Genomic DNA, 24,515 nt, shown 5'->3' with positions numbered 1-24,515 from the left:
TATGCAAGATAGCCCTTATTTGATATGGTAATAGGATAAGACTATTTCCACACCGAGGGGGATGATAACATGACTGCATTCACACTGCTGGTAGATAAGCCGGTACATCTGGAGATGACCGGCAAATTCGTGGCCCCCTCGGCGGAGTGGATTCACTTAAGCCGGATTTTACAGGATTATGAGCTGATTGTTATGACCGAAGGCGTGCTCTATCTGGCGGGTGACAACGAGCAGTTCGTGGTCTCCAAAGGCGAGTTCCTGCTCCTGCCTCCGCTTACCAGACAATACGGGTACAAGTCTTCGGACTGTAGCTTTTATTGGCTGCATTTTCATGCTGCGAACGGTAGTCAGACTGCGGCCCCCCCTCCGTCAAACGGCGACAAGGAAGAATACGTTATTCACCTGCCCCAATACGGAACCCTGCGGAATGTCGAGAAAATCATCGTCATGATGAAGCAGCTCCAGGACTCGGTGCGGAGCTACAATCAGACGGTGCTGGGCAACTATATGTCTACCGTTATTCTGTGCGAGCTGTACAACCAGACCCTGCCAACCGATGCCGATCCGTTCAAAAGAACGAAGCAGGAGCAGCTCTACCACGATATTGTGGACTACATTAAATGGAGCCGCAGCGAGCATATTAAGGTATCGCAGATCGCCGCCTATTTCGGCTATAACGAGAAGTATCTCTCCCATCTGTTCACCGTCATCTCCGGGATCTCCCTGAAGCAATATATTCTGCAGCAGAAGATGGAGCTGGCGAAATTCCTGCTGACCGACACCAACCAGAATGTCAGCGAAGTCTCACTGCAGCTTGGCTATAAGGATTGCCATAATTTCATGAAATCGTTCAAAAAAATTGTCGGCCTCACTCCCACCGAGTTCCGCAACGCTTATGCCAAGCGCCTGCTGTTCTACGAATGAGCGTGAGAGCATCCGCCAGCTCCTGCCTCTTCCTCGCTCCCTCCACAGCCTATTCCAGAGACTAAGAATTTCTCTGGAATAGGCTGTGGATATTTTTTTGAGAGCATAATGAACTTTCCGGGCGGCTACGCACTCTTATCTGTGAAAGGGGTGAGCACATGAATATAAGCCGTCTTGTCAGAGCCGCACAGCGCGGCAACAAAGAAGCATTATTAGAACTGATCCTAGCCGAACAGGACGCTTATTACCGTCTTGCCTATAGCTATATGAGGAATGAGCATGACGCGATGGATGTAATGGAGGACATGATCGTCACGCTCTATGAGAAGCTTGCGCAACTGAAGAAGAGCGAGGCCTTCTACAGCTGGAGCAAAACCATTCTGGTTAACCGCTGCAAAACGGTCCTCCGCAACCAGAACCGGTTCGTTCCCCTGGAGGAGGACGAGGCGCCGGAGCCTGCAATGGAGGCATGGACTGCAACTAACCCGTACCGCGATACCGAGTCTGAAATGGATCTGTCCGTTCTGCTCGCTCAGCTGAATCCCCGGCAGCGGGAGGCGATTGAGCTGCGTTATGTCCACGATCTGCCGTATCAGACCATTGCCGATATCACCGAAGCGCCGGTCGGCACGATCAAGTCCAGAATTTCGCAGGGGATACAGAAACTAAAAGCTATGATTGGAGGTGACCGTTATGAGAACGATCGAGGAGAGATTACAGAAACATCAGCAGATCAAGACGCCGTCAGAACTTGAAGGCAGATTGCGGAAGGCGCTGGAGCAGGCTCCGGTTAGACGGAAATCACGGGCTGGACGGGCACGGTCCTGGGTCGCCACAGCCGCAGCAGCCATGTTACTGACAGTGGGCGTCTATCAGTATCCTGCGCTGGCCTATTACGGGGGGAAGCTGTTCAGTCAGACTGAGCTGAATACCATGGCCTTTTCTGAATTGGCGGACCACGGATACGGTCAAAGCGTCAATAAAAGCAAAACATTAGGTGACGGAACGGTGATTACCATTAACGGGGTAATTGCAGACGACAACGCCTTGACGATGTATTACAGTATTGATCCGTCTTCAGGCAGTATATATACCGGCGACTTCCCTGACGGCAACTATTCACTCCGTTACGGAGTAGATAAACTGGAAGGGTTCATGACGGATTCAGATCCCCTGGGGGGGAGCGGCGGCGGCAACAAGGACAGTAGCCGCTTCGAAGGAGTATACAAATTCGAGCCGGCCAGCCCCTTCTCCAGAACATTGACCGTTACCTTCAGCGAGCTGTTGGAGAACGGGAAAGTGGCACACTATCCTATCTCCTTCAAATATGACCCGAACCTTGCCATGAAAAGCCTGCTCGTCGCAGATATTGACCAGGCTGTACCGGTGGATCAGGGAACCGTCTTCTATGACACGATTACGGCTTCTCCTACGTCAACTATCGTAAAGGGACATTATAAGATGGATAATGGCGAAAATCCAAGATTCTCTGCTGTAACCAAACTATATGTGAATGGGACTGAGGTTGATTTCCGGTCGATGCGGGGTACGAATTCCAGTAAAAAGGGAGCCCCGGAATTTATCATAGAATACGATGTGCTGCCGACAGACAAGCCGCAGAGTGTTGAACTTGTACTGGATAATTTCAGCGGATATCAGAACGTTGAAGAGCCGATCTCTCTGGCCTCGCCTTCGGACCGGTCGGTTCTGGTCGGCGAGGAGAAGCTCTGGATTCGCAGTGTCGCCAGGACTGCTGACGGCTATGCTATCGTGATTGCCGGGAAGCAGTTCACTATGCTGGATAAGGATACTTTGGCTGTTCAAGCCGGAGGAGCCGCCGTTCCCGTCAGTTCGATATCCGATTCCCGCCCGTGGGATCTCAAGAACGGCAATATCCTGTGGGAACGCACATATTCCTTCCAGACCACGGAGAAGCCGGAATTCCTGATGATGGATGGCTTCCACTATATTAAGTTCTATAGACAGACTGTTCCGGTTCCTCTAGGGGACAAATAAGGGGGTTAGTGCAGAATAAAGCACGGCGACCAGCCAGCACGACAATCCTGCACGGAATACAACAATGCGGCTCAATAGAACCGGCCTATGAGAAAATCCTGCACTAAATGCAACAATGTAGCCCAATAAGAGCGGCCCGTGCGGAAATCCTGCACACAATGCAACATTACAACTTAAATCAGCACCAAACTGCTGGAATTCCTGCATAAAGTGCAACAATGTGCCACAGACAGCAACAAATTCAGAAAAATCCTGCATAAAATGCAACAATGTAGCCCAATAAGAGCGGCCTGTGCGGAAATCCTGCATAAAATGCAACGGCAGCTGCCGTACCAGGGCGCTCTGCCACCAGACCATTGGCTAATTCAGAGGCTCAGCACAAAGAGTCCCGCTCCCCTCCAAAGGGTTGCGGGACTCTTTGCATTTCACTCTATGCAGCCGGTAGCCAACCCTCGGAGCGGCCTTCAACGGAACTCCGCAGTTCTGCGTGCTACCCCACTCTCTTCCCGACTGAACTCTGCCCTACTTCGCGCCATCCCTCACAGGCACGCCGAAATCCGGCGTGCCGTCCGCGTTCCAGCGCAGGTGCTGCGCACGGGTGTGGCGGTTCGGGTCGTAGAGCGGGTCTCCGGTGATCTCCTTATAGCTGCGGGCATGGTAGATCAGAACATCCCCGCCGTGCTCGTCCACCGTAAAGCTGTTATGTCCCGGGCCGTACTGCCCGTTCTCCTCACTGGTCTGGAACACCGGTTCGGGATGCTTGGCCCAGGATGAGGCGTCCAGCAGATCGCTGTCCTCCGATGCAGTGAGCAGCCCCATACAATAGTTGTGATCGGTGGCGCTGGCCGAGAAGCTCACGAAGATCCGGCCGCCCCGCTTCAGCACGGCAGCCCCCTCGTTTACCTTGAAGCCGATGACCTCCCAAGGATACTCCGGCGAAGAGATCATTGTCTGCGGACCCTTGAGCGTCCAGCCGTTCTCCATGGCTGAGATATACAGATTGGAGTTGCCGTCAATCTCGGGGTCCTTTTGCGCCCATACATAGTAATGCACGCCCTTATGCTCGAACACCGTAGCGTCCAGGGCGAAGGATTCCCAGGCGGTTCTCACCTGCCCCTTCTCGGTCCACTCTCCTTCCAGCGGGTTCGCTGAAGTATTCTCCAGGGCGTACATCCGGTGGTCGAACAGCCCTTCCTTCGTCTCCGTGGTGCGGGCCGCCGCGAAGTAAATATACCATTTGCTATCAATATAATGGATTTCGGGTGCCCAGATATTGGCGCTGAGCGGGCCGCTCTCATATTTGCGCCAGGCGACTACCGGCTGTGCTTCCCGAAGCCCCTCAATCGTTAACGCTCTGCGTACTTCAATCCGGTCATATTCCGGCACGGAAGCGGTGAAATAGTAATAACCGTCGGTATGCTTGTATACCCAGGGATCTGCACGCTGTTCGACAAGCGGGTTAGTGTACTCTCTATTTGTATTCATTATGGTTTCTCCTTTGGCCTTGAACTGGTGGCTGGCGGTGCTCAGCCGGTAATTCGGTATTCCGAAGGAAGGGTCAGCCCTTCACTCCGGAGATGGCAACAGATTCAATGATTTGCTTTTGGAATACAAGGAAGATAATCAGCATCGGCAGCAGGGCAATAATCGAAGCCGCCATAATCAGCGGATAGTCCGTCTGGATCGCATAGGTCGCATTGAAGTTGGCGATAACCAGCTGGAGCGTCTGCTTCTCCGGTGAATTCAGATAGATAATCGGAGACAGGTAGTCGTTCCAGATACCCATGAACCACAGGATCAGCTGCGCTGCCACCGCCGGCTTGATCAGCGGGAAGGTGATCGAGCTGTACAGGCGGAAGTACGAACTTCCGTCGATTTTGGCCGCTTCGATAATGGCATTGGGCACACTGCTCAGATACTGCCGCAGGAAGAAGATCATGACGATATTGCCGAACAGGCCCGGCACGATCAGCGGCAGCAGCGTATCAATCCAGCCCAGCTTCGAGAACATGAAGAACTGCGGAATCATGACTGCCGGATACGGAATCATCAGGGATGACAGCATCAGCAGGAATATTTTATTTTTACCCGGAAACCGCAATTTAGCAAAGGAAAACGCCGCAAGGCTGGAGGTGAACGTACCTACAATCGTCACCGTCACCGCGATGATCAAGCTGTTCCTGATCCCGCTTAGCAGCGGACCCGCCGTCCAGATCTCACTGTATTTATCGAAATGGAACGGCCGCGGAATCCACACCGGAGGCAAGGCGAACACATCCTGCTTATCCTTGAATGAGGTGGACAGCATCCAGAGCAGCGGGCCGATCATGAACACCGCGCCGATTAAAAGTAGAACAAAGATAATGCTATGGGTAACTCTTCTTCTGCTCGTCATATTTATGGTCTCCTCCCTCTTCAGTTAATCGACATCGAACGATTGCTTCTCGTTCATTCGGAATTGGATAAGAGTCACAACAAATATGAACACGCCGAGGAATACCGCCATAGCAGAGGCATAGCCCATCTGGAAGTTGCCGAAGGCCTTTTGCCAAATGTAGAACACCACGGAGGCTGAAGCATATTCAGGCCCGCCTGTAGGGGTCATAATGTTCATCTCGGTAAAAATTTGCGATCCTCCAATAATGTTGGTCACGATGATGAAAAAGGTTACCGGGCGCACCATCGGCCAGGTGATATGCCAAAAGGACTTGAAGCCGCTGGCTCCGTCCAGCTCCGCCGCTTCATAATAAGATCTGGAGACACTCTGCAGCGCCGCCAGATAGAGCAGCATCGTATAACCGAGGCCCTTCCATACCGCCATAATGATCAGCGCCGGCTTGACCGTATATTTATTCGCCATCCAGTTCGGCCCGCTGATTCCGAAGAGATCAAGGAACTGGTTGACGAGACCATAATCACCGTTATAGGCCCAGTTCCACATGATCGATACTGCGGCCAGAGAAGAAATGACCGGAACATAATAGATGACCCGGAACGCTGTAGTCCCGGGCACCCCCCGGTTCAGCCCAAGCGCCAGCAGCAGCGCCAGCGTAATGCCGATCGGAATGCCAAGCATCATGAACAAGGTATTGAATAAGGCCTTATGGAACAGCTCATCCGACCACAGATCCTTGAAGTTGCCGAGGCCGATGAAGTTCATCTGGCCGAGACCATCCCAATCCGTGAATGAGCCATAGATCGAATAAATCATCGGGTACAGCGTAAAGATCAGCAGTCCCAGCAGCGGAGGCAGGATAAACAGAAACCCGTAGATTTTCTCCTTGCGGTACAGACCCAGCTTAGTGTTCATTAGAATCACCTCAAATTCGGATGGTCCAGCAACAAAGTGATGCCGGCCCGCTGTTACAGGAGACCGGACATCACTTGGTATGCTGGATAAGAACGATGTGTACCGCTTATTTCTTGGATTTCGCCTCTTGCTCAACCGCTTTATCCAGCAGCTTCTGCATCTTCGGCTGTTCCGTCTTCACATATTCCTCCGGGGTAACCTTGCCGTCAAGCACCGGCTGGATGTCCGTGTAGAACAGGTTATACCATTCAGCATTGTACGTGTAGTGGCCAGGCAGCACCCGTCCGTATTCATTCACGACCTGGAGGAATTCTTCCTTGTTCGCCGGTTTGGTCGTAGTATCAGCAGCCCATTCCTTAGCCATATCCATCAGGTTCGGAATTTGCACCTTAGCCTTCACCAGCGCTTCCATTCCCTCCTTGGAGGCCGTCAGATAGTTGATCAGATCCACGGCTTCATCGGGATGCTTGGTTTTGGCGGAAGCACCGATGCCGAGTGAGCCGGTCCATGTGGCGGATTTGCCTGTGGAGCCGGCAGGATATGGAATCAGGTCATAATCGAAGGGAAGCTTCTCGTAAGTGCTCATATCCCACGGACCTACAGGGAAGAAGGCCATTTCACCTTTCATCCAGCGCTGGTAGGTATCCAGAGTCTGTGCTTGTTCTGTGGACGGCGTAATGCCGTATTTAAGCTGCATGTCAGTGAAAAATTGCAGGGCTTCGATGAATTTCGGATCATCAATCGTAACCTTGGTCTTGGTCGCATCCAGCCAGTCCGCCCCGTTGCTCCAGACGAAGGAAGGCAAGGCCCACTGTACGTTGAAGCCTGCGCCGAATTGATCCAGCTTGCCGTCCCCGTCCTTGTCAATCGTCAGCTGCTGAGCGACTTTGATGAATTCATCCCAGGTGTACGGTTTGTCTTTGTCCGGCAGCGGGATACCCGCAGCTTCGAACATGGTCTTGTTATAGCCGAGTGCAAAAGGGCCTACATCCTTAGGCATCCCGTACAGATTGCCTTGCCCGGCCATGGTGCCGTCGTAACGGTACAGATCCACGCCATATTTCCAGATGTTATTCAAGTCAATGTTAGGGTTCTTCTCCACATAGCTGGTCAGGTCCAGCAGCACGCCGCTGTTCACATAAGCCTTCAGGTCACCGGATTCAAAATAGAAAACGTCCGGAACGCTGTTCCCCGTAATAGAGGCTTTCAGCTTGGTCGCATATTGATCCGCCGCAGTCACAACGATCTTAACCTTGACGTTCGGATGATCGGCTTCATATTTTTTCACAACACCCTCATAGGCCTTCTGCTCATCGGTTCCCCCGCGGAACATAAAGGTGAGATTCTTGGTTTCCTTGGAATCCTTGCTGCCGGCATTCGCCGTAGCTTCGCTTCCGCTATTGCCCCCGGACGATGCATTGTTCTTCCCGCCGCAGCCTGTAAGTACAACCGATACCATCAGAACCAACGACAGCAGTGTGAACCAGCCCTTTTTCTTTAACACTGTAACCCCTCCTAGGATTTGCTGAGCAATTCGATTGATACAATCTATATAGAAGAACTAGGGAACCTCACCGGCTCTGTTAGTTCAAGCTACCGCATGACGCATTATGTTTCACTCTTTAATTAAATAATTGAAATTCAATTGAATGTATTCGCTTACAGGTATAAAATAGCATATATAAAGTGGAGTGTAAATATAAAAGTTTAAATCTTTTTAAATACATTCAAACTAAACGTTATTTATTGTCTTTTTACTGAAAAAAATCATTTAATATTGACTTAACCGCGCATTAAGTATTCATAATTATATAAAACAAACAGCCTTTAACTTTTACTTTTAGCTTAAATTTAATCGGTTTCTACAAATAAAGGCAGAATACTTTCCTTTTAGGGTCGGTTAGTTTATAATTTTATAAAATAGTTTCGATTCTCATGACCTCAGTGGAAGAAGGTACTCTAAATATGATTTATATTAAAGATCTGATGAGCGGGATTGATATCTTCAAGGCGCTCAGCTCAGAAATCCGCATCCAGATTCTTGAGCTGCTGGCGACCAATCAGGCCCTGAATCTCAACGAAATTGCCAAGAAGCTGAATCTCAGCAACGGGGCCATTACCATGCATATCAAGAAGCTGGAGGAGAGCGGCTTAATTGAGATTAATACGGCCGTAGGCAAGCACGGAATTCAGAAGGTCTGCTACCTGAATAAAGATAAGCTGATGGTGGATCTGCGCAGCAAGGATGTCGATAATCTGTACGAGGTCGAGATTCAGGTGGGCCATTACAGTAATTATCAGGCTGTTCCCACCTGCGGACTGGCCACCAAGGACAGCATTATCGGGGACTTCGACGAGCCGCGTTACTTCGCCGATCCCCAGCGGATCGACTCCGAGATCATCTGGATGGCCGAAGGCTTCCTGGAGTACCGCATCCCTAACTATCTCAAAGCCAACCAGACCTTCAGGGAAATCCAGTTCTCCATGGAGATCGGCTCCGAGGCTCCCGGGTTCAGCGACAATTATCCCTCGGATCTGTATTTCTATGTGAACGGCATCGAGATCGGCTTCTGGACCAGCCCCGGTGACTTCGGCGATGCGCGCGGCACCTTCAACCCGGACTGGTGGCCTCCCCACCTCAACCAGTACGGCATGCTGAAGCTGATCCGCATCAATCAGGAGGGCAGCTTCATTGACGGCTGCCGCATCTCAGACATTACCCTTGACGACATCAAGCTGGATTACAAAAGCGAGCTGACCTTCCGCATTGCCGTCACCGACAAACCGGTGAACAAGCGCGGCTTGACGATCTACGGCAAGCATTTCGGCAATTACAGCCAGGATCTGCTGGCGCGCGTGCTCTACAATGTGCATGAGGTCGAAGACCCTTCCGGCCGGGTGACCACAGCAGGAGTGGCAGATTGACCGTTTATAACAGACAGCCGCTTCCCTGCCGCCGCTGGCATAAACTCGAAGTATAATTGTCCGGGCCTTAACCCACACTAACGAATGTCTTTCAAACTACCGTGAGGGAGTGTTTCGAATGCGTGAAGGGATGATACCCGCCGTACTGGGGACCGTAGTTACTGCTTCGAGTGCAGCTTTTCTGGGGAGCAGATATAAGATCGCGGCAACCGGCATTCTTGGATTTGGTCTGGCGCATATTGTACTCGGCACCATCGATTTGTTCGAACACCGGTAAGCCTGCTTGGAAGATGGCCGGGCCGTATCTGAAGATACGGCCCGGTTTGCTATGCCATGCAGATTAGAACGGCTGATGCGTCCTTTTGTACAGATGGTACTTGTACATCTGCCTCACTCGCCCTCGCACCAGCACATTGCTCCGATTGTATGCTGTTTTCCACATACATTTGCTCCACGCGGCCTCAGTTGCGCCGATTGTATGCTGTTTTCCACATACATTTTGTCCATGTACCTCAGCAGCGCCCATTGTATGCTGTTTTTCACATACATTTGGTCCATGTGACCCAGTAGCGCCGATTGTATGCTGTTTTTCACATACATTTGGTCCATGTACCTCAGCAGCGCCGATTGTATGCTGTTTTTCGCATACATTTGGTCTATGCACCTAAGCAGCGCCGATTGTGTTCGGTTTTCCGCATACATTTGGTCCATATCAAGATCAAAGAAGGCCCTTACCCAATTTCGGGTAAGGACCTCCATACTACCTCAACCATATATGAAGCTCTAAAGAATTTAACGAGAAGCAAAAAGGAACGGAGGGGAAATTTGGAACTGTAGGAGCGGTAGCGTCCGCCTTTGTCTGCGGATTTCTACCGCGAACAGCGGTATTAAATCATGAAATCTGCAGACAACAGCGGCCGTAAGTCCAAATGTTCTCCGCAGTGACGATTACGCTTCAAGTTCAACTCTGTAGCAGCTTCATTTCACAGCCACATAGAACAGCCGCTGCGCCGAATCATCTGCCGCCACCCACTCGAAGTCCGCATACACCGACACCTCGCTGAATCCGGCGGCAAGCAGCTCCTGCTTCATCCACTCCGGGTCATAGGCACGCTGGGTATGAGTCTCTTCGAAGCGCCGGTACGTGTCTGAGCGGCCCTCCTCGCGGGCGAAGATGGACAGGTGATGCTCAATCTCCCGGCGCGGCACATCCAGCTCACAGGTCCAGATGTAGGATACATCCAGCTCATCCAGTACGAAGGGCTGCTCTTCCTCATAGCGGATCAGCGTGTTCGGATGATGCACATCGAACAGGAAGGTCCCGCCCGGTTTAAGCCCGTCATACGTGCAGGAGAATACCTTGCGGATGTCCTGCTCCTCCAGCACATAATTCAGGCAGTCGCAGAAGGAAATCACGGAATCCACCGGCTCCGGCAGCTCCCATTCCTTCATGTTCTGCTGAACCCACTGCACACTGCCCTCGCGCAAAAAGCGCCGTCCCTGCGGCTGCTGCTCCAGCTTCCGCTGAGCAACGGACAGCATGTCCGAAGAAAGATCAATCCCCGTCATGTGATACCCTGCCCCCGCCAGCGGAATCGTCAGGCTGCCGGTACCACAGCCGAGCTCGGCTACCGTGCGCGGCTTGCCGTATTTGCCCCATGCCGTCTCGGCAAAGGCCAGCCAATCCGGATACGGCATATCCGCCATAAGCGCATCGTATACATAAGCAAATTTGCCATAGGAAGACACTGCGTACACCGCTTTCTCTATACTATTGGTTGTCAGAATCGCTGTCCGGTCCGGCCTGCTCCTCTTCGCGGGAAGCCAGATAGGTCCAGTTCTCCTTCTGGACAACCAGCCCTTCCTTCATCAGCTTGCCAAGCGCGCGCTTGAAGGCTGATTTGCTGATGCCGAAGCGCTGCTTGATAATATCGGGAGGCGTAGCATCCGAATATGGCATTCCGCCGCCCGGACGGGAAGCCAGAAAATCTAGCAGAGCCGCCGAATCCACATCACGGCCCACTTCCTTGCGGTGGCCCATGCTGAGGTTGACGCGGCCATCCTCACGGATATGGGCCACGCGCGCTTCAATCACTTCACCCAGACGCAGCAAGCGAACGCGTTCAGAGGAGTGGACCATTCCGATGATGCCGAAGCCGAGCACACTGGCATCTACAAGCACGAAGGTGCCCATCTGCAGCGGCTTATATACCCGGGCTGTGACCGTCTGCCCCTGCCACGATTCCGGTGCAGGCAAGGCCAGCGGCGCAAGCTCCTGCTCTCCGGCCAGCTTGGCACGGAGACGTCCCTGCTTGTCATGCTCCATAATTGCGAAGACCTTGTCGCCAATCTGCGGACGCAGCTCCACCAGCTCGGGAAGCTCGCTGAGCGGCAGCAGCAGCTGCCGTCCAAGCCCCATCTCCAGGAAGCAGCCCAGCCGCGGATGGATATCCGCCACTTCCAGCAGCGCCATCTCGCCAAGCGTCAGATACGGCTTCTTCATCGTCGCCGCAGGACGGTCCTCGGTATCGAAGAAGAGGAAGACCTCCACCTTGTCGCCGATCTTCGGCTTACTGCCCACAAGCTCGGTGTAATGAAGCATAATATCCTGGTCGCCCGCGCTCAGGAAGTATCCGTAAGGGGATACCTCCCGCATCACTTCAAGCGTAACCGTAGTTCCTGCAATCAGACTCATACCGTCTCCACGACCTTGGCATCCGACCACAGACGCTCAATATTGTAATATTCACGCTCATCGCGGTGGAAGACATGGACAATCACATCGCCAAGGTCCATCAGTACCCAGCGTGCCGCATCCATCCCCTCGATGCCTTTGATTACCCCGCCTGCTTCATGGACTACCTTGCGCACCTCAGTGGCGATCGCCTGAACCTGGGTATCGGAATTACCGTGGCAGATGATGAAATAATCGCTGATCGGCGACACACTACGCAGATCGAGAGCCACCACGTTCATTGCTTTTTTATCCTGAACGGCGTGTAACGCCAGCTCAAACAGCTTGTTTGATTGTACACTCATAGTTTATCCTCCAATGTTCTAACTAAATCGTTGCGCGCCAGCACCGTAAGCGGAAATACGACCCGGCGCTTCTCCAGCAGCACTCGTATAGTGGAATCCAGTCCGGCAATCAGCCCTTCCTCCAGGCTGACCTTCGATAGCCTGCGGATCTCCTCCACACCGGGGAAGTCCCGTCCAGGCTCAATATAATCAGCCAGACAGACGATCCGCTCCAGCAGACTCATGTTCTCCCGGCCCGAGGTATGGTAACGGATCGCATCCAGTACCTCCGAATCCGTAATGCCATAATCATGCTCGGCGGTATAAGCACCAACCTCAGCATGCCATAGCTGCTTGTCATATTTCAAAAGCTCAGCGGATAATCCATTCTGTTCAATGATCTCCCGCATCCGTTCCACCGGCCAATATTTGGCCACATCATGCAGGATGGCAGCGGTCTCGGCCCGCTGCGGGTCAGCGCCATACCGCTGCGCCAGCTTCACAGCAGACTCCATCACACCGAGTGTATGCTTCCAGCGTTTGTCCGGCATCTGGCCGGATACCGCCTCAATCAGCGCTTCACGGCTGTACTCCATACAATCCACTCCTTTGAACATATTCATATACAGCATCCGGAACCATATAGCGGATCGACTTTCCTTCGGCGGCCCGGGCTCTGAGCATGGTGGAGGAGAGATCGACCAGCGGCATATCCGCCAGCAGCACTTTACCGGCAATGAACTCCGGCAGCAGTCCCAGATCCAGCGGAGTGCCCGGACGTCCGACACCGATGAAGGTCAGCCGCTGCACCAGCTCTTCGATCCCCTGCCACTTGGGCAGATACTGAACCATATCCGCACCCACGATGAAAAAGAACTCATGCTGCGGATATTCCTCCTGCAGACTAATCACCGTCTCCAGCGTATAGGATACTCCGCCCCGCACGATTTCCCAGTCAAGAATGCCAAAGGAAGGGTGATTCTTCACCGCTCCCTCCACCATTGCCAGCCGCTCTTCACCGGTTGCCCCGGCCTCATGCTTATGAGGCGGAATATGCGAAGGCATGAACCAGACCTCCTGCAGACCGTAGCTCTCGCGCGCCGTCTCAGCGGCCATCATATGGCCGATATGCAGAGGATCGAAGGTCCCTCCCATTATGCCTACTCTCAAGAGGTCAACCTCCTATCTTGGAAGCTCAATCGTTTTGTTGTCGCGTGATTCCTTGTACAGAACGATAGTCTTGCCGATAACCTGAACAAGCTCCGAACCGGACTGCTCGGCAAGCGCGGCACCAATTTCCTTGGGATCATCAGCGTTGTTATTCAGTACACTGATCTTCATCAGCTCGCGTTTCTCAATAGCTTCTTCAATGTGACGGATCAGATGATCGTTTACGCCGCCTTTGCCAACCTGGAATACAGCATCCAGATGATGAGCCAAAGAGCGCAGATAACGTTTTTGTTTGCCTGTTAACATAAATGTGAAAACTCCTTAATTAACATATATTATTACCCTGTTCAGTGAAAATCATTTGCCCGGCACCTGGCCGAGACAATCCGCAATAGTCTGCCGCATAATCGCTGCGGGAGCCGTAAGCCCCGTCCAATACTCCAGGGCGTAAGCTCCCTGGTAGACGAACATGCCCAGCCCGCCGTGAACGGTGCAGCCGCGCTTCAGGCTCTCTGTAAGCAGCCGGGTATGCAGCGGATTATAGATCAGATCGCTGACGATCATCCCTTCGTGCAGCCCGGCCGGATCGATCGGCATGTCCTCCATATGCGGATACATGCCTACGGATGTCGTATTAATTACAATATCCATGCTGCCCAGCACGCCGGGAACGGCATCCATCCCTGCTCCGGTTAAGCTGCCCCGGCTGCTGAAGCTGTCTGCCAGCTGACGGGCCCGTACCTCATTTCGGTTCACAATCAGGATTCTTGCCGGCTGCTCCTTCAGCAGCGCCGAGACAATCCCTCTGGCCGCACCGCCGGCTCCAATCACCAGGATGCGGGCGCCGGTAAGATCCGGCGCAGCCTCTGTCTTCAGTGAGCGGACATAACCGATGCCATCCGTATTGAAGCCGGTCAGTATACCATTGTCGTTGACGATGGTATTGACTGCGCCGACATCCACCGCACTTGAATCCAGCCGGTCCAGATACTCCATCACGGCAACCTTATGGGGGATCGTTACATTCACGCCCCGGAAGCCAAGCGTCCGTATCGCCTGCACCGCATCGCCCAGCTTGTCAGGCGTAATGTGCAGCGGCACATAAGCCCCGGAGAGACCGAGCGCATGGAGCGCCGCCCCGTGCATCAGCGGGGATTTGGACTGGGCAATCGGGTCACCCATCACGCCCAGCAGCAGCTCCCCGTGACTCTGCGTGTTCCTGTTTGTCTCAGTCATGTCGCCTTCCTCCTGTACAATTAGATCAGCGAAGGACGGGTAAGCACCTTGACGCCGCGCGGCACATGGACAGCTACTACCGCTCCGGCTGTACCGTTCACCTTGATCCAGCCCAGACCGGAGATGAACAGGTCGGTCTCACTATTCCTGGCGATACGGAATTCATGGCGCTGCCACTGCGGCAGCTTATCCATGTCGGCAGTCCCCGGCGGAGACAGCAGCTCGCCCCGGTGGTCTTGATACAGGGAATCTGCACGCTCCAGCTTCGTGCGGTGAATCTTCAGTGTGCCGCTGATGAAGCAGGTGAAGGACTGGCGTTCCCCCTGAATGAAGTCGAAGCGTCCCAGTCCGCCGAAGAACAGCGACTGGCCTTCATTCAGCTGATAGACCGCAGGCTTGAGCGGGTTCTCGGGCATCACTGCGCCCAGATCCTTGCGCTCGACCAGCTCGCTGTACCGCCACGGGTACACGATTCCCGGCGTATCAATGATGGAATGGCCGTCATCCAGCGGGATTTTGACCATATCGAGGGTAGTGCCCGGATAACGGGAGGTGGTCAGCTCCTCTTCCAGGTCACTGTAATCGGAGATCAGCCGGTTAATCAAGGTGGACTTGCCTACATTGGTAGCCCCGACAACGTATACATCACGCTGGCCGCGCAGCTCGGTAACGGCCTCCAGCAGACGGTCGAAGCCCTGATTACGCTTCGCGCTGACCAGGACAATCTCCGCCGTGCGCAGTCCCTCTTCCTTGCAGCGCTGCTGCATCCAGTTGCGCAATCGGTTCCAGTTGGTCACCTTCGGCAGCAGATCAATCTTGTTCACTGCCAGAATGACCTGATTATTGCCGACAAACCGCTGCAGCCCGGAAATCAGACTGCCCTCGAAATCGAACAGATCCACAATATGGATTACCAGTGCATTCTTCTCGCCTACTCCGCTTAACAGCTTCAGGAATTCATCCTGGTTCACCGATACGGAAGAGGCTTCATTGTAATTCTTGATCCGGAAGCAGCGCTGGCAAATTACCGGCTCCCGTTCGAAGGCAACCTCCGGAATATAGCCGGGGAGCTCCTTGTCTACGCTCTGTAGCTTAATGCCGCAGCCGCTGCATTTCTCAGGCCGCGCTGTTCCATCGTTCATTGCATTCATTAAGATTTATCCTCCTCTTGCCACAATCCTTGCTTACGCAGACGGGTCAAGGCTATCTGCTCCACTCTGCGGTTAATTCTTGTTCCTATGCCTTCATCCTTGACGGAGATCGGCAGCACGAGTACCGTGAACAGACCCAGCCGGTTGCCGCCGTATACATCGGTCAGCATCTGGTCGCCGACTACAATCGTCTGCTCCGGTCCCAGCTCCATCAGCTTCATGGCCCGCAGGAACGGGGAATTGCTGGGCTTCTTGGCCTGATGTACAAATTCAATATTCAGCGGGGTGGCAAAACGCGACACCCGGTCCATATTGTTGTTGGATACGATCACAAGCTTGAAGCCCAGCTCCTTCACCTTGGCGAACCAGAGCAGCAGCTCAGGAGTAGCCAGCGGCGCCTTGGCGCCGACCAGCGTATTATCCAGATCCGTAATAATTCCCCGGTAGCCTTGGCGGTACAGCTCCTCCAGAGCGATATCAAACACCGTGTTGACCCGGAGCTTGGGGACTAATCTTTCAAACAATACATTCACCTCATTTTCATACAGGAAACTTGTAACCCGGCTCTATAGGACTGCAAAAATCCCAGGGTCCGCCAGCATTTCACCACCAGTGGGCATTACTTGCCGGACTTCATGATTTTTCGCAGCCGCAAAGCTTCAGTATACACGCTGTGCCAGTCTTTGTCTTCAATAACCTCAGGGCTGTAATTCGCCCGCTCGAACATCTTCAGCAGTGCAGCAAGACTGCCTGCAGCTTGCGGGCGTTCCACGCTCCACCGTGCCACGGATTCACGCAGGGTTTCATGCTCTTTCTTCAGCATACCCTTCCTGCGCATATACCTTACCCAGCGCTCCGTTTCTGCGGCAACTTTTTGCGCCGGAGTGGGCTGGCCGCCGAGGCGGATACGGGTAATCAGGAAGCGCAGGCTCAGCCGGCGCTGCCAGATCAGGAATAGGGTCCAGAGCAGGAGTACAGCCGCTGCTCCAGCCACGGCCCAGGTGCCGGGATGGAATCCGGAAGACTTGTCCGTCTGGCCCGCTGCCGCCGGTTCAAGCTCTTCAGGCTCCTCTACCTCTACTTCAGGCTGGTCCGGATTATCCTGCTCACTCTGCGTCAGCACCGGAACATCGAATCCTGGTGTTGCCTCAACAGGAACCCATCCGTAATCGCCGAAATAGATCTCGGCCCAGGAGTGGGCGTCTGCATTGGTAATCGTGTAATTGTTATTTACATAACCGGCAGCACCCTGCTGAAGCATTACGCTATCCGGAATCTCGGCCTGCTCCCCGGGAGCATATCCCTTCACCCAGCGGGCCGGTATATCCAGTGACCTCGCCATGGTGACAAGCGCCGTGGAATAGTAGTCGCAGTATCCTTCCCTGATCTCAAACAGGAAGCTCTCGACCATGTCCTTGCTTCTGGCCCGTGAGGTATCCGGCTGATTCGTGTAGGGAAAGGTTGCTTGCAGGTATTGCTGCAGCAGGATCGTCTTCTCGTATGGCGTCTGCGCTCTGTCCGTAATCTCCTTGGCCAGCGCGCTCACCCGCTCGGGATAGTTATCCGGGAGCTGAAGATACTGCGGGTCGATATTCTTGTTCCCATAGAGCTGCTCGAAGGTCTGCTTGCTTAACTCCTGAAGGGGAACCACCGGCACCTCCGAGGTTACCACATAGGTCTGCGGGTAAGCCCTTGTCTTGCCTCCGGGATTCCACAGCAGCTCACTGTCTTCACTCCGCCAGGACAAGCCGGTGCTCTGTTCCTGCCCGTCCACCGAGTCTACCCCCGAGATCGAATAGCCGCCGAACAGAACCGGATAACTGTTCCCTCCGAGCAGCTTGACGGTCTGCTTGAGCGTACGCGTCTCTGTCTTGGAGGCGGCAGCACGTTCCAGCGGCTCGCCCACCTGCACCTCGTTATGCGTTCCCCGGCCGGAGGTATCATCGTCTGTCCAGCCTTTGCCCGAATACACGCTGCGGATCTCGCCGCGCATATAGGTGCGCAGATCGGAGGTCACTTGCATGACCGGCGAATAATCGAAGTTGAAGCCCCCGCCCAGATTGTCATCATTCAAGCTGTAGCCCGAGGTCGTCCCGTTCGCCGCTGACCCGCCGCTTGCAGCATCCCCGCTCCCGGAGGAGGGTCTGGAAGAGACGGAGTTCCCATTCCACTTTTGCCAGGCGGTATAAGGGTCGGTCAAGGTGGGACGCACGCCCGGCATATTCACCCCGGCAAGGATAACCAGTGAGAAAACTATCGCTATATTCAAGGCAACCTTCATCGGATACCTCAGCATATAGGTCCAGCCGCGCGGATAATGCAGCTGGAAATTCCTCAGATGCCGGGTGACCAGCCAGCCCATCCCGGCAAAGACCGTCCAGGCTACCTCCTGCCACATTACCGCTGTCGTGAATGAATCCAGCGCGGCGAAGGCTGTGATATTCGCCGCGATGAACATCAGAATCCGCGCCTTGCCGTTCACCCACCAAGCGGACATAAGCAGCAGCGCCCAAGCCCCCAGCACAAACCACATGTACGGAATCATCGATACCGCTATCCCGGGCAGCCGGTCAAGAAATGCCGGCAGCAGAGGATCGGGAATGTAAATCCCGTAGCTGATAATCACGTTGTATACAATTAATACCACTGCCGCGCCTTCCAGCAGTATGCGGTACACTCTTTTGAACGGAAAAATAATTTCAATAGCTGTAACAGCCAGCAGGGTTAGCGCCACAGAAACGGTGGTCTCCTGCAGCCAGAAGGGCACCGTATAGGACACCCACTGCATAGCGATCATGCTCAGCCATAGCAGCGTCAGCCCGTGATGCCATGAGGAACGTATTGCCTGGAACCAGTGCTTCATCGGACAGAATCACCTCCAAGTACCGCAGGAAGCTCCTGAAGTGTGCTGATGCTATGTCCGGTAACGCCATGCGAGTGCAGAATATTCTGCCACTCTCCGGCCCGGTATTTCCCGGAAGGATGCAGAACATGAATATGGGAAGGGGTCATCCCCCGGTTCTCCGCCCAGCGCAGCGTATCCAGTACCACTCTGCCGCTCTGCGGACTGATCAGTACGAAATACGACCCCTTGGGGAACAGCCGCTGGACACTCTCCAGCCTGTCAATCAGCGGCCCCTTGCCTTCTGCGTTGATGTCAATCAGATACTGAATCATCTTTTGCCGCTCGGCATTGCCTTCCGCCGGACTGAACACCTTATTATGCTTATCCAGACAGCACAGGCCGATGCCGATCCGCTCCCGGATGCCGAAGCCGAGGAGAGAAGCCGTGACCGAGACTGCCAGCTCGAATTGTGCAGAGTTATAATAGCCGCTGGAGGTTCCGTCCAGCACCAGAATGGTTCTGGGAACGGATTCATGCTCGAATTCCTTCGATTTCCACTCGCCGGTCTTCGCCGTTGCATTCCAGTGAATGCGCGTCAGCCGGTCCCCGTAGACATAATCACGGACACCGTTGATCTGCGTGGTCTCGCGCCTGGACTGAAGCAGTGATACCTGCGGCCCCGACAGGCGCGCCTTGCGCTCATACAGCTGCCAGCGCGGCACTACGACGGCCCGGGGCATCACCCGGAATTGGCCTTCTGCCTTGAAGGTCCCCTTATGCTCCATCAGACCGAAGATATCCTCGCTGAGAATATCCGTATTCTCAAAAGAATAACGGCCCCGCTCCAGCAGCGGCGTCTGGAACAGCAGCTCGCCCCGTCCGCCCATGTTCGGAATCAGGCTCTCCTCGAACACCCAGGACTCTCCGTTATGGCGCTTCAGAATTTCTCTTACAACCACGTAGGGCAAAGGCAGAAATCCCGGAATGGTCACTTCCAGCTTCACCTTGAGAAAGCCCCCGGCATAGAGCAGATCCGGCTTATCCTGTTCGGAATAGAAGCTGCGTGCGCCTCTGGCCCGCCGGACCCCTTCAAGACCGCCAATGAACAGATACAGAAAAAGAACAGAGACCATGATGAACAGCATGAACGAGGTTTTGCCGCCCTGAAACAGCACGTAGAAGAGTGTAATGACCCAAATTGCCAGAACGCCCGTGAACTTCCTCAGCTGAACCGCAGCGGCAGCCCGCGTAAGTAAGGCCCTCATCTTATTGCCTCATGGTTACAGGCACATTAATGCTCTGAAGCAGCTTCTGCAGCAGGGAGTCCATGCTGACGTTGTCCAGGCGTGATTCCGGCCGCAGCAGGATCCGGTGTCCCAGTGTATAAGGGGTCAGGGTCTTCACATCGTCAGGCAGCACATAATCCCGTTCCTGGAGAAAAGCGTAGGCCTTGCAGGCCATCATGAACGATAAGGATGCCCGGGGGCTTGCGCCCAGCATCACCAGCGGATGTACCCTCGTCTGGCGGACCACATCCAGCAGGTAGTTCAGCACCGGCTCGCTGATGAACACATCACGGATCTCCTCCTGAATGGCCGCAATCGTCTCCATGCTGGTTACGGGAGCCAGCCTGTCCACCGGCTGGCCCTGCTGATGGGTTAGCAGCAGGTTCTTCTCGGTATCGGCATCGGGGTAGCCCAGGCTGATGCGCAGCATGAAGCGGTCCAGCTGAGCTTCGGGAAGGGTATAGGTTCCCTCGAAATCTATCGGATTCTGGGTCGCACAGAGCATGAACGGATGCGGAAGGGGATAGGTCTCTCCATCGACCGTAACATTGCGTTCTTCCATTACCTCAAGCAGTGCGGACTGGGTCTTGGTGGTCGCCCGGTTGATCTCATCGGCCAGCAGGATATTGGTCATCACCGGACCCGGACGGAAGTGGAACATCTCATCACGCGGATGATAGACGGATACGCCGGTAATATCACTCGGAAGAATATCCGGGTTACACTGGATGCGCCGGTATTCGCCGGACATCGACCGGGAGAGCGCGCGGATCAGCTGGGTTTTGCCAGTTCCCGGAACATCCTCAATCAGGACATGTCCGCCCGCTAACAGTGCGGTCAGCAGCAGTTCTATTTCAAAGCTTTTACCGAGAATACAGGATTCCAGATTAGTGCGGACAGCGTTCATAATTTGCGTGGATTCTTGACGTACGGGCATGTATGTTAAACCCTCCTATATCAGAATAAGCAGTAATATATACATTTTACATGATAGGAGTACCGAAAGTACATGTTAGGCCAAGTGAATTTATAGAGCGGCATGCTAGATTTGTCTAAAAGAAACCCGCATCCGGCGTCGTACACCCCCTTCATATAAAAAGGGACCGCCATGGGCGATCCCGGAATCAACATATCTGTATATGCTCCATCTGCCGTCAGTTACCCCTTCGGCCGGACCACCAGCGCCGCCAGGAAAGAGAAGACAATCGCCGAGGAAATCCCGGCGCTGGTCACATCGAAGATCCCGGTGACGACACCGACCCAGCCATCGCGTTCCAGCTCAGTCAGCGCGCCGTGGACCAGAGAATTCCCGAAGCTGGTAATGGGCACGCTGGCCCCGGCTCCGGCGAATTTCACGAGCGGATCGTAGATGCCAAAAGCATCGGCAGCCGCACCAAGCACCACCAGCGTACTCATGGTATGGGCCGGAGTCAGCTTCAGCACATCGAACATCAGCTGGCCGATCACGCATATCGCACCCCCGACCAGAAAAGCCCATAAATAAATCATGCTCCCTCACCTCCGATCTCCAGGGCTACCGCATGGGCTACGCACGGAATACTCTCCCCTTGCTGATAAGACAGCGGCGAGAGCAGCGCTCCAGTCGCCACGATCAATACCCGTTTCAACTCCCCCTTCTTCATCCGGCCGATAATATGCCCGTAGGTTACCGTGGCGGAGCAGCCCGCGCCGCTTCCCCCGGCAATGACATACTTCTGCTTGTCCAGGTCGTACATCATGAGTCCACAGTCATTGAAGACCGTCTCCTCCATCGGGATGCCTTCCTTGGCCAGCAGATCCTTGGCAATCGGCAAGCCGACGGAAGCCAGATCGCCCGTAACAATCAGATCATAGTGACCGGGCGACAGCCCCGTATCGCGGAAATGTGCCGTGATGGTATCGGCGGCGGCCGGGGCCATAGCAGTTCCCATATTGAACGGATCTTTCAGCCCCAGATCCATGATGCGCCCAAGCGTTGCGTACACCACTTGCGGCCCTTGAACCGCCCCATCGTTCACTCCTACCACTGCGCAGCCGGAGCCTGTAACGGTATATTGGGCGGTGGGCGGCTTCTGCGATCCATACTCTGTCGGGTAGCGGAACTGCTTCTCAACTGTACAGTTATGGCTGGATGTACCGGCCAGCGCGTACTTACCACCGCCGGAATCCACAATCATGGAGGCGATGGCGAGGCTCTCCATCGAGGTGGAGCAGGCACCGAACACTCCCAAGTAAGGCACGCCGAGCTTCCGCGCGGCGAAGGAGCTGCTGATGATCTGATTCATCAGATCCCCGCCGACGAAGAATTCCAGCTTATCCTGCTCCAGATTCGCATTCATCAGGGCGAGCTTGGCGGCTTTTTCGAACAGGGCGCGTTCTGCCTTCTCCCATGTCTTCTCGCCCATCTCCAGCGAATCATAGATGAAGTCGAAGCTTGAGGCCAGCGGCCCTTCCCCTTCTTCAGGTCCCACCACAGCGGAGGTCCCAAGGATCACCGGACGGTTCGTAAATTCCCAGGTCTGACTGCCGAGCTGCTTCATCGTTTAATGTGCACCTCCCCAGCCCATAACGGCATACACTACACCCACGATAAAAGCGGCAACGACACCGAACACAATAACCGACCCGGCCAGCTTGAACATGTTCCCCCCCACACCCAGCACCAGCCCTTCAGCCCGGTGCTCCAGTGCGGCGGAGCACATACTGTTGGCGAATCCTGTGACCGGAACCGCTGTGCCGGCACCGCACCACTGGGCGAGCTTATCATACACCCCGAAGCTGGTCAGTATGACGGAGAGCAGAATCAGAATGGCAACTGTCGGGCTTGCCGCCTCCCGGGAGGTCATATCGAATATCGCCATGAACGCTTCCTGGATGCCTTGTCCCAGCACACAGATCAAGCCTCCCGACAGGAAGGCACGTATACAATTCTTGAATACCGGACGGGAGGGTACATAAGGCTTGGCCAATTCCTGATAAGACTTCGGGGTCAGACCGTCAAGGTTCAGCTTGACGCCTGACTTTTTTGTTTTTGCCGGCAATGCAGACACCCCCTGAACTGTTGGATACGAAAGGGAACGGGCAGCGGGTAAGCTGTGCTGTAGTCCCGTCCCTTCGTGCTGTGCGGAATTAAGTTTTCCTTATTGTTCACTTCAGGCGGCCCCGTTATGTCCCTCCTGCTCAGGAAAAATAAAACAGCACAACAATCAGCAGCAGAAACAGCACCAGGATCAGCACTGCCTCATTCTCCCGCCCGTACCGGCGGCGGTACCGCCTGGGCAAGCCCTGCCTGCGGCCCGGCACTTTCCGGAATCCGCTCCGGCTGCCTGCCTGGGCTACGCTCCCCGAGAGCCACATTCTCCTCGCTTCCTTTCTCCGGCTCCTGCCTGCAGAGCCCTTACGGTATAGTATTCGCACAGGGAGTCTCTGTGTTCATTTGCCCTCCCGGCATGGACAAGCGGAGTAAGAATGTTCATACTAGATGTCATAACATAAAGGAGCGATATATGTATGAATACAGACACACTTGAATTGTTCAAAACATTAACAGAATTCCCCTCAGCCTCCGGCTTCGAGCGCGAGCTGCGCGCTTATGTCAAGGAGGCTATGACGCCTTATACGGACGAATTCGTACAGGACCGGCTGGGCAGCCTGTTCGGCGTGATGCGCGGTGAAGTAAGCGGTCCCAAGATTATGGTGGCCGGCCATTTCGATGAGGTAGGCTTCATGGTTACCGGCATTACAGACAACGGGATGATCCGCTTCACACCGCTGGGCGGATGGCTGGCTTCGGCCGTGGCCTCACAGCGCCTGCAGATTATTACGCCGAAGGGTACGCTGAACGGCGTGGTCGGCAGTACACCTATCCATCTGCTGAGCGCGGATGAACGCGGCAAAGCCGGGGAGATCAGCAAGATGTACATCGATATCGGCGCAGACAATCGGGAAGAGGCGCAGAGCTTCGGTGTAGCTCCAGGACAGCAGGTCGTGCCGGTCTGCCCGTTCACACCACTCGCCAATCCGAAGAAGATTATGGCCAAAGCCTGGGACAACCGCTATGGCGTTGGACTGGCTATTGAATTAATGAAGGAACTGCACGGGCAAGCCTTGCCGAATACGCTCTACTGCGGGGCTACCGTTCAGGAAGAGGTCGGGCTGCGCGGTGCCCGGACAGCTGCCAATCTGCTGGCACCGGATATTTTCTTCGGGCTGGACGCCAGCGCCGCTGCCGATATGACCGGCGACCGCCAGGCCTTCGGCCATCTGGGCCAGGGCGCGCTGCTGCGTATTTTTGACCCGACGATGATTACTCACCGGGGACTGATTGAATATGTGCAGGATACGGCTGACACCCATAAGATCAAATACCAGTATTTCGTCTCCCAGGGAGGAACGGATGCGGGTCAGGTGCATCTCAGCGGAATCGGTATTCCTTCAGCGGTGATCGGGATCTGTTCCCGTTACATCCACACGGCAACCTCAATTATCCACAGTGATGATTATGCGGCAGCCAAAGAGCTGCTGATCAAGCTCGTGCAAGGACTGGACCGCACGACACTGCAGACGATTCTGGAGAACAGCTAATCAATCTCCCCGCAAAGTGAGGCTTTAGCTCCGAAGCCTATTCAGGTTCT

At 54.4% G+C, this 24,515-nt stretch carries 27 protein-coding genes; 6 read left to right on the top strand and 21 right to left on the bottom strand.

The genetic code is table 11. The features are described 5' to 3' along the window. The first annotated feature begins 69 nt into the window (after nt 1–69). The 3 genes from MKX51_RS06800 (at nt 70) to MKX51_RS06790 (ending at nt 2,940) form a co-directional block, all read left to right on the top strand. Complete coding sequence (locus MKX51_RS06800; protein WP_340991711.1) at nt 70–924, top strand: AraC family transcriptional regulator; 855 nt, start codon at nt 70–72, stop codon at nt 922–924. Nucleotides 925–1,082: 158 nt separating this feature from the next. Beyond that, nucleotides 1,083–1,679, top strand: coding sequence for a sigma-70 family RNA polymerase sigma factor (locus MKX51_RS06795; protein WP_340991710.1), 597 nt, complete (start codon nt 1,083–1,085; stop codon nt 1,677–1,679). Then, nucleotides 1,618–2,940, top strand: a complete 1,323-nt coding sequence (locus tag MKX51_RS06790) for a DUF4179 domain-containing protein (RefSeq protein WP_340991709.1) — start codon at nt 1,618–1,620, stop codon at nt 2,938–2,940. Before MKX51_RS06795 ends, MKX51_RS06790 begins: the two co-directional genes overlap by 62 nt. Here MKX51_RS06790 and MKX51_RS06785 read toward each other — a convergent pair. The 5 genes from MKX51_RS06785 to MKX51_RS06765 form a co-directional block, all read right to left on the bottom strand. Then, entirely contained in the window at nt 2,926–3,297 is a 372-nt protein-coding gene (locus MKX51_RS06785) for a hypothetical protein (protein ID WP_340991707.1), read from the bottom strand. The two genes, MKX51_RS06790 and MKX51_RS06785, sit on opposite strands and share 15 nt — an antisense overlap. Before the next feature lie 165 nt (nt 3,298–3,462). After that, on the bottom strand, nt 3,463–4,425 hold the full coding sequence (locus MKX51_RS06780; RefSeq protein WP_340991706.1) for a glycoside hydrolase family 43 protein: 963 nt from the start codon (nt 4,423–4,425) through the stop codon (nt 3,463–3,465). A gap of 73 nt (nt 4,426–4,498) precedes the next feature. Further along, nucleotides 4,499–5,335, bottom strand: a complete 837-nt coding sequence (locus MKX51_RS06775; protein WP_445321988.1) for a carbohydrate ABC transporter permease — start codon at nt 5,333–5,335, stop codon at nt 4,499–4,501. A gap of 24 nt (nt 5,336–5,359) precedes the next feature. Next, complete coding sequence (locus tag MKX51_RS06770; protein WP_036725691.1) at nt 5,360–6,250, bottom strand: carbohydrate ABC transporter permease; 891 nt, start codon at nt 6,248–6,250, stop codon at nt 5,360–5,362. A 106-nt stretch (nt 6,251–6,356) separates the two neighbouring features. Further along, entirely contained in the window at nt 6,357–7,754 is a 1,398-nt protein-coding gene (locus tag MKX51_RS06765; RefSeq protein WP_036725692.1) for an ABC transporter substrate-binding protein, read from the bottom strand. Nucleotides 7,755–8,215: 461 nt separating this feature from the next. Between MKX51_RS06765 and MKX51_RS06760 the strand changes: the two genes are divergently transcribed. Then, nucleotides 8,216–9,175 (top strand): ArsR/SmtB family transcription factor, encoded by a 960-nt coding sequence (locus MKX51_RS06760; RefSeq protein WP_036725693.1) that lies wholly within the window; start codon nt 8,216–8,218, stop codon nt 9,173–9,175. 118 nt (nt 9,176–9,293) lie between these two features. Further along, a complete protein-coding gene (locus MKX51_RS06755; protein ID WP_036725695.1) occupies nt 9,294–9,452 on the top strand; it encodes a hypothetical protein in 159 nt (52 codons plus the stop codon). A gap of 701 nt (nt 9,453–10,153) precedes the next feature. Here the strand turns inward: MKX51_RS06755 and MKX51_RS06750 are convergent. The 16 genes from MKX51_RS06750 to MKX51_RS06675 form a co-directional block, all read right to left on the bottom strand. Then, a complete protein-coding gene (locus MKX51_RS06750) occupies nt 10,154–10,924 on the bottom strand; it encodes a class I SAM-dependent DNA methyltransferase (RefSeq protein WP_340991704.1) in 771 nt (256 codons plus the stop codon). A 22-nt stretch (nt 10,925–10,946) separates the two neighbouring features. Further along, complete coding sequence (locus tag MKX51_RS06745; protein WP_340991703.1) at nt 10,947–11,870, bottom strand: CvfB family protein; 924 nt, start codon at nt 11,868–11,870, stop codon at nt 10,947–10,949. Further along, nucleotides 11,867–12,214 carry a ribosome silencing factor gene (gene rsfS / locus MKX51_RS06740; protein ID WP_340942849.1) on the bottom strand — a complete coding sequence of 116 codons (348 nt, stop codon included), beginning with the start codon at nt 12,212–12,214 and terminating at the stop codon, nt 11,867–11,869. The genes MKX51_RS06745 and rsfS overlap by 4 nt, the downstream gene beginning before the upstream one ends. Continuing rightward, nucleotides 12,211–12,789: a bis(5'-nucleosyl)-tetraphosphatase (symmetrical) YqeK gene (gene yqeK, locus MKX51_RS06735; protein WP_036725702.1), complete on the bottom strand. Its 579-nt coding sequence runs from the start codon at nt 12,787–12,789 to the stop codon at nt 12,211–12,213. The genes rsfS and yqeK overlap by 4 nt, the downstream gene beginning before the upstream one ends. After that, nucleotides 12,773–13,363, bottom strand: coding sequence for a nicotinate-nucleotide adenylyltransferase (locus tag MKX51_RS06730; protein WP_036725703.1), 591 nt, complete (start codon nt 13,361–13,363; stop codon nt 12,773–12,775). Before MKX51_RS06730 ends, yqeK begins: the two co-directional genes overlap by 17 nt. A 12-nt stretch (nt 13,364–13,375) precedes the next feature. Beyond that, nucleotides 13,376–13,669, bottom strand: a complete 294-nt coding sequence (yhbY, locus tag MKX51_RS06725) for a ribosome assembly RNA-binding protein YhbY (protein WP_036697934.1) — start codon at nt 13,667–13,669, stop codon at nt 13,376–13,378. A 51-nt stretch (nt 13,670–13,720) separates the two neighbouring features. Further along, on the bottom strand, nt 13,721–14,599 hold the full coding sequence (gene aroE, locus MKX51_RS06720) for a shikimate dehydrogenase (protein WP_340991700.1): 879 nt from the start codon (nt 14,597–14,599) through the stop codon (nt 13,721–13,723). A gap of 20 nt (nt 14,600–14,619) precedes the next feature. Beyond that, entirely contained in the window at nt 14,620–15,741 is a 1,122-nt protein-coding gene (yqeH, locus tag MKX51_RS06715) for a ribosome biogenesis GTPase YqeH (protein ID WP_036725851.1), read from the bottom strand. Between the two features lie 8 nt (nt 15,742–15,749). Further along, complete coding sequence (locus MKX51_RS06710; RefSeq protein ID WP_036697929.1) at nt 15,750–16,274, bottom strand: YqeG family HAD IIIA-type phosphatase; 525 nt, start codon at nt 16,272–16,274, stop codon at nt 15,750–15,752. A gap of 95 nt (nt 16,275–16,369) precedes the next feature. Then, the gene (locus MKX51_RS06705; RefSeq protein WP_340942856.1) at nt 16,370–18,613 is read right to left on the bottom strand and encodes a DUF4129 domain-containing transglutaminase family protein; all 2,244 of its coding nucleotides are present in this window, start codon (nt 18,611–18,613) and stop codon (nt 16,370–16,372) included. Then, nucleotides 18,610–19,860, bottom strand: coding sequence for a DUF58 domain-containing protein (locus MKX51_RS06700; RefSeq protein ID WP_036725716.1), 1,251 nt, complete (start codon nt 19,858–19,860; stop codon nt 18,610–18,612). Before MKX51_RS06700 ends, MKX51_RS06705 begins: the two co-directional genes overlap by 4 nt. 1 nt (nt 19,861) lies before the next feature. Then, complete coding sequence (locus tag MKX51_RS06695; RefSeq protein ID WP_036725719.1) at nt 19,862–20,818, bottom strand: AAA family ATPase; 957 nt, start codon at nt 20,816–20,818, stop codon at nt 19,862–19,864. Nucleotides 20,819–21,039: 221 nt separating this feature from the next. Continuing rightward, the gene (gene spoVAE, locus MKX51_RS06690) at nt 21,040–21,390 is read right to left on the bottom strand and encodes a stage V sporulation protein AE (RefSeq protein WP_036697920.1); all 351 of its coding nucleotides are present in this window, start codon (nt 21,388–21,390) and stop codon (nt 21,040–21,042) included. Continuing rightward, nucleotides 21,387–22,421 (bottom strand): stage V sporulation protein AD, encoded by a 1,035-nt coding sequence (spoVAD, locus tag MKX51_RS06685; protein ID WP_036725720.1) that lies wholly within the window; start codon nt 22,419–22,421, stop codon nt 21,387–21,389. The genes spoVAE and spoVAD overlap by 4 nt, the downstream gene beginning before the upstream one ends. 3 nt (nt 22,422–22,424) lie before the next feature. Beyond that, nucleotides 22,425–22,922 (bottom strand): stage V sporulation protein AC, encoded by a 498-nt coding sequence (gene spoVAC / locus MKX51_RS06680; RefSeq protein WP_340942859.1) that lies wholly within the window; start codon nt 22,920–22,922, stop codon nt 22,425–22,427. A 139-nt stretch (nt 22,923–23,061) separates the two neighbouring features. Continuing rightward, on the bottom strand, nt 23,062–23,238 hold the full coding sequence (locus MKX51_RS06675; protein WP_340942860.1) for a hypothetical protein: 177 nt from the start codon (nt 23,236–23,238) through the stop codon (nt 23,062–23,064). 153 nt (nt 23,239–23,391) lie between these two features. Here MKX51_RS06675 and MKX51_RS06670 point away from each other — a divergent pair, with 153 nt between their 5' ends. Beyond that, nucleotides 23,392–24,465, top strand: coding sequence for a M42 family metallopeptidase (locus MKX51_RS06670; RefSeq protein ID WP_340991696.1), 1,074 nt, complete (start codon nt 23,392–23,394; stop codon nt 24,463–24,465). Nucleotides 24,466–24,515 lie beyond the last annotated feature (50 nt).

This window comes from Paenibacillus sp. FSL M7-0420 (assembly GCF_038002345.1).
GTDB lineage: Bacteria > Bacillota > Bacilli > Paenibacillales > Paenibacillaceae > Paenibacillus_AQ.
Note: the sequence above shows the minus strand (reverse complement) of the source record. Positions and strands in the feature narration are given on the sequence as shown.

Excerpts from the sequence above, each read along its gene's own strand:
- MKX51_RS06800 (WP_340991711.1), top strand. The coding sequence starts at position 70 with ATGACTGCATTCACACTGCTGGTAGATAAGCCGGTACATCTGGAGATG.
- MKX51_RS06795 (WP_340991710.1), top strand. The coding sequence starts at position 1,083 with ATGAATATAAGCCGTCTTGTCAGAGCCGCACAGCGCGGCAACAAAGAA.
- MKX51_RS06790 (WP_340991709.1), top strand. The coding sequence starts at position 1,618 with ATGAGAACGATCGAGGAGAGATTACAGAAACATCAGCAGATCAAGACG.
- MKX51_RS06785 (WP_340991707.1), bottom strand. The coding sequence starts at position 3,297 with ATGGTCTGGTGGCAGAGCGCCCTGGTACGGCAGCTGCCGTTGCATTTT.
- MKX51_RS06780 (WP_340991706.1), bottom strand. The coding sequence starts at position 4,425 with ATGAATACAAATAGAGAGTACACTAACCCGCTTGTCGAACAGCGTGCA.
- MKX51_RS06775 (WP_445321988.1), bottom strand. The coding sequence starts at position 5,335 with ATGACGAGCAGAAGAAGAGTTACCCATAGCATTATCTTTGTTCTACTT.
- MKX51_RS06770 (WP_036725691.1), bottom strand. The coding sequence starts at position 6,250 with ATGAACACTAAGCTGGGTCTGTACCGCAAGGAGAAAATCTACGGGTTT.
- MKX51_RS06760 (WP_036725693.1), top strand. The coding sequence starts at position 8,216 with ATGATTTATATTAAAGATCTGATGAGCGGGATTGATATCTTCAAGGCG.
- MKX51_RS06755 (WP_036725695.1), top strand. The coding sequence starts at position 9,294 with ATGCGTGAAGGGATGATACCCGCCGTACTGGGGACCGTAGTTACTGCT.
- MKX51_RS06745 (WP_340991703.1), bottom strand. The coding sequence starts at position 11,870 with ATGAGTCTGATTGCAGGAACTACGGTTACGCTTGAAGTGATGCGGGAG.
- rsfS (WP_340942849.1), bottom strand. The coding sequence starts at position 12,214 with ATGAGTGTACAATCAAACAAGCTGTTTGAGCTGGCGTTACACGCCGTT.
- yqeK (WP_036725702.1), bottom strand. The coding sequence starts at position 12,789 with ATGGAGTACAGCCGTGAAGCGCTGATTGAGGCGGTATCCGGCCAGATG.
- yhbY (WP_036697934.1), bottom strand. The coding sequence starts at position 13,669 with ATGTTAACAGGCAAACAAAAACGTTATCTGCGCTCTTTGGCTCATCAT.
- aroE (WP_340991700.1), bottom strand. The coding sequence starts at position 14,599 with ATGACTGAGACAAACAGGAACACGCAGAGTCACGGGGAGCTGCTGCTG.
- yqeH (WP_036725851.1), bottom strand. The coding sequence starts at position 15,741 with ATGAACGATGGAACAGCGCGGCCTGAGAAATGCAGCGGCTGCGGCATT.
- MKX51_RS06705 (WP_340942856.1), bottom strand. The coding sequence starts at position 18,613 with ATGAAGCACTGGTTCCAGGCAATACGTTCCTCATGGCATCACGGGCTG.
- MKX51_RS06700 (WP_036725716.1), bottom strand. The coding sequence starts at position 19,860 with ATGAGGGCCTTACTTACGCGGGCTGCCGCTGCGGTTCAGCTGAGGAAG.
- MKX51_RS06695 (WP_036725719.1), bottom strand. The coding sequence starts at position 20,818 with ATGCCCGTACGTCAAGAATCCACGCAAATTATGAACGCTGTCCGCACT.
- spoVAE (WP_036697920.1), bottom strand. The coding sequence starts at position 21,390 with ATGATTTATTTATGGGCTTTTCTGGTCGGGGGTGCGATATGCGTGATC.
- spoVAD (WP_036725720.1), bottom strand. The coding sequence starts at position 22,421 with ATGAAGCAGCTCGGCAGTCAGACCTGGGAATTTACGAACCGTCCGGTG.
- MKX51_RS06675 (WP_340942860.1), bottom strand. The coding sequence starts at position 23,238 with ATGTGGCTCTCGGGGAGCGTAGCCCAGGCAGGCAGCCGGAGCGGATTC.
- MKX51_RS06670 (WP_340991696.1), top strand. The coding sequence starts at position 23,392 with ATGAATACAGACACACTTGAATTGTTCAAAACATTAACAGAATTCCCC.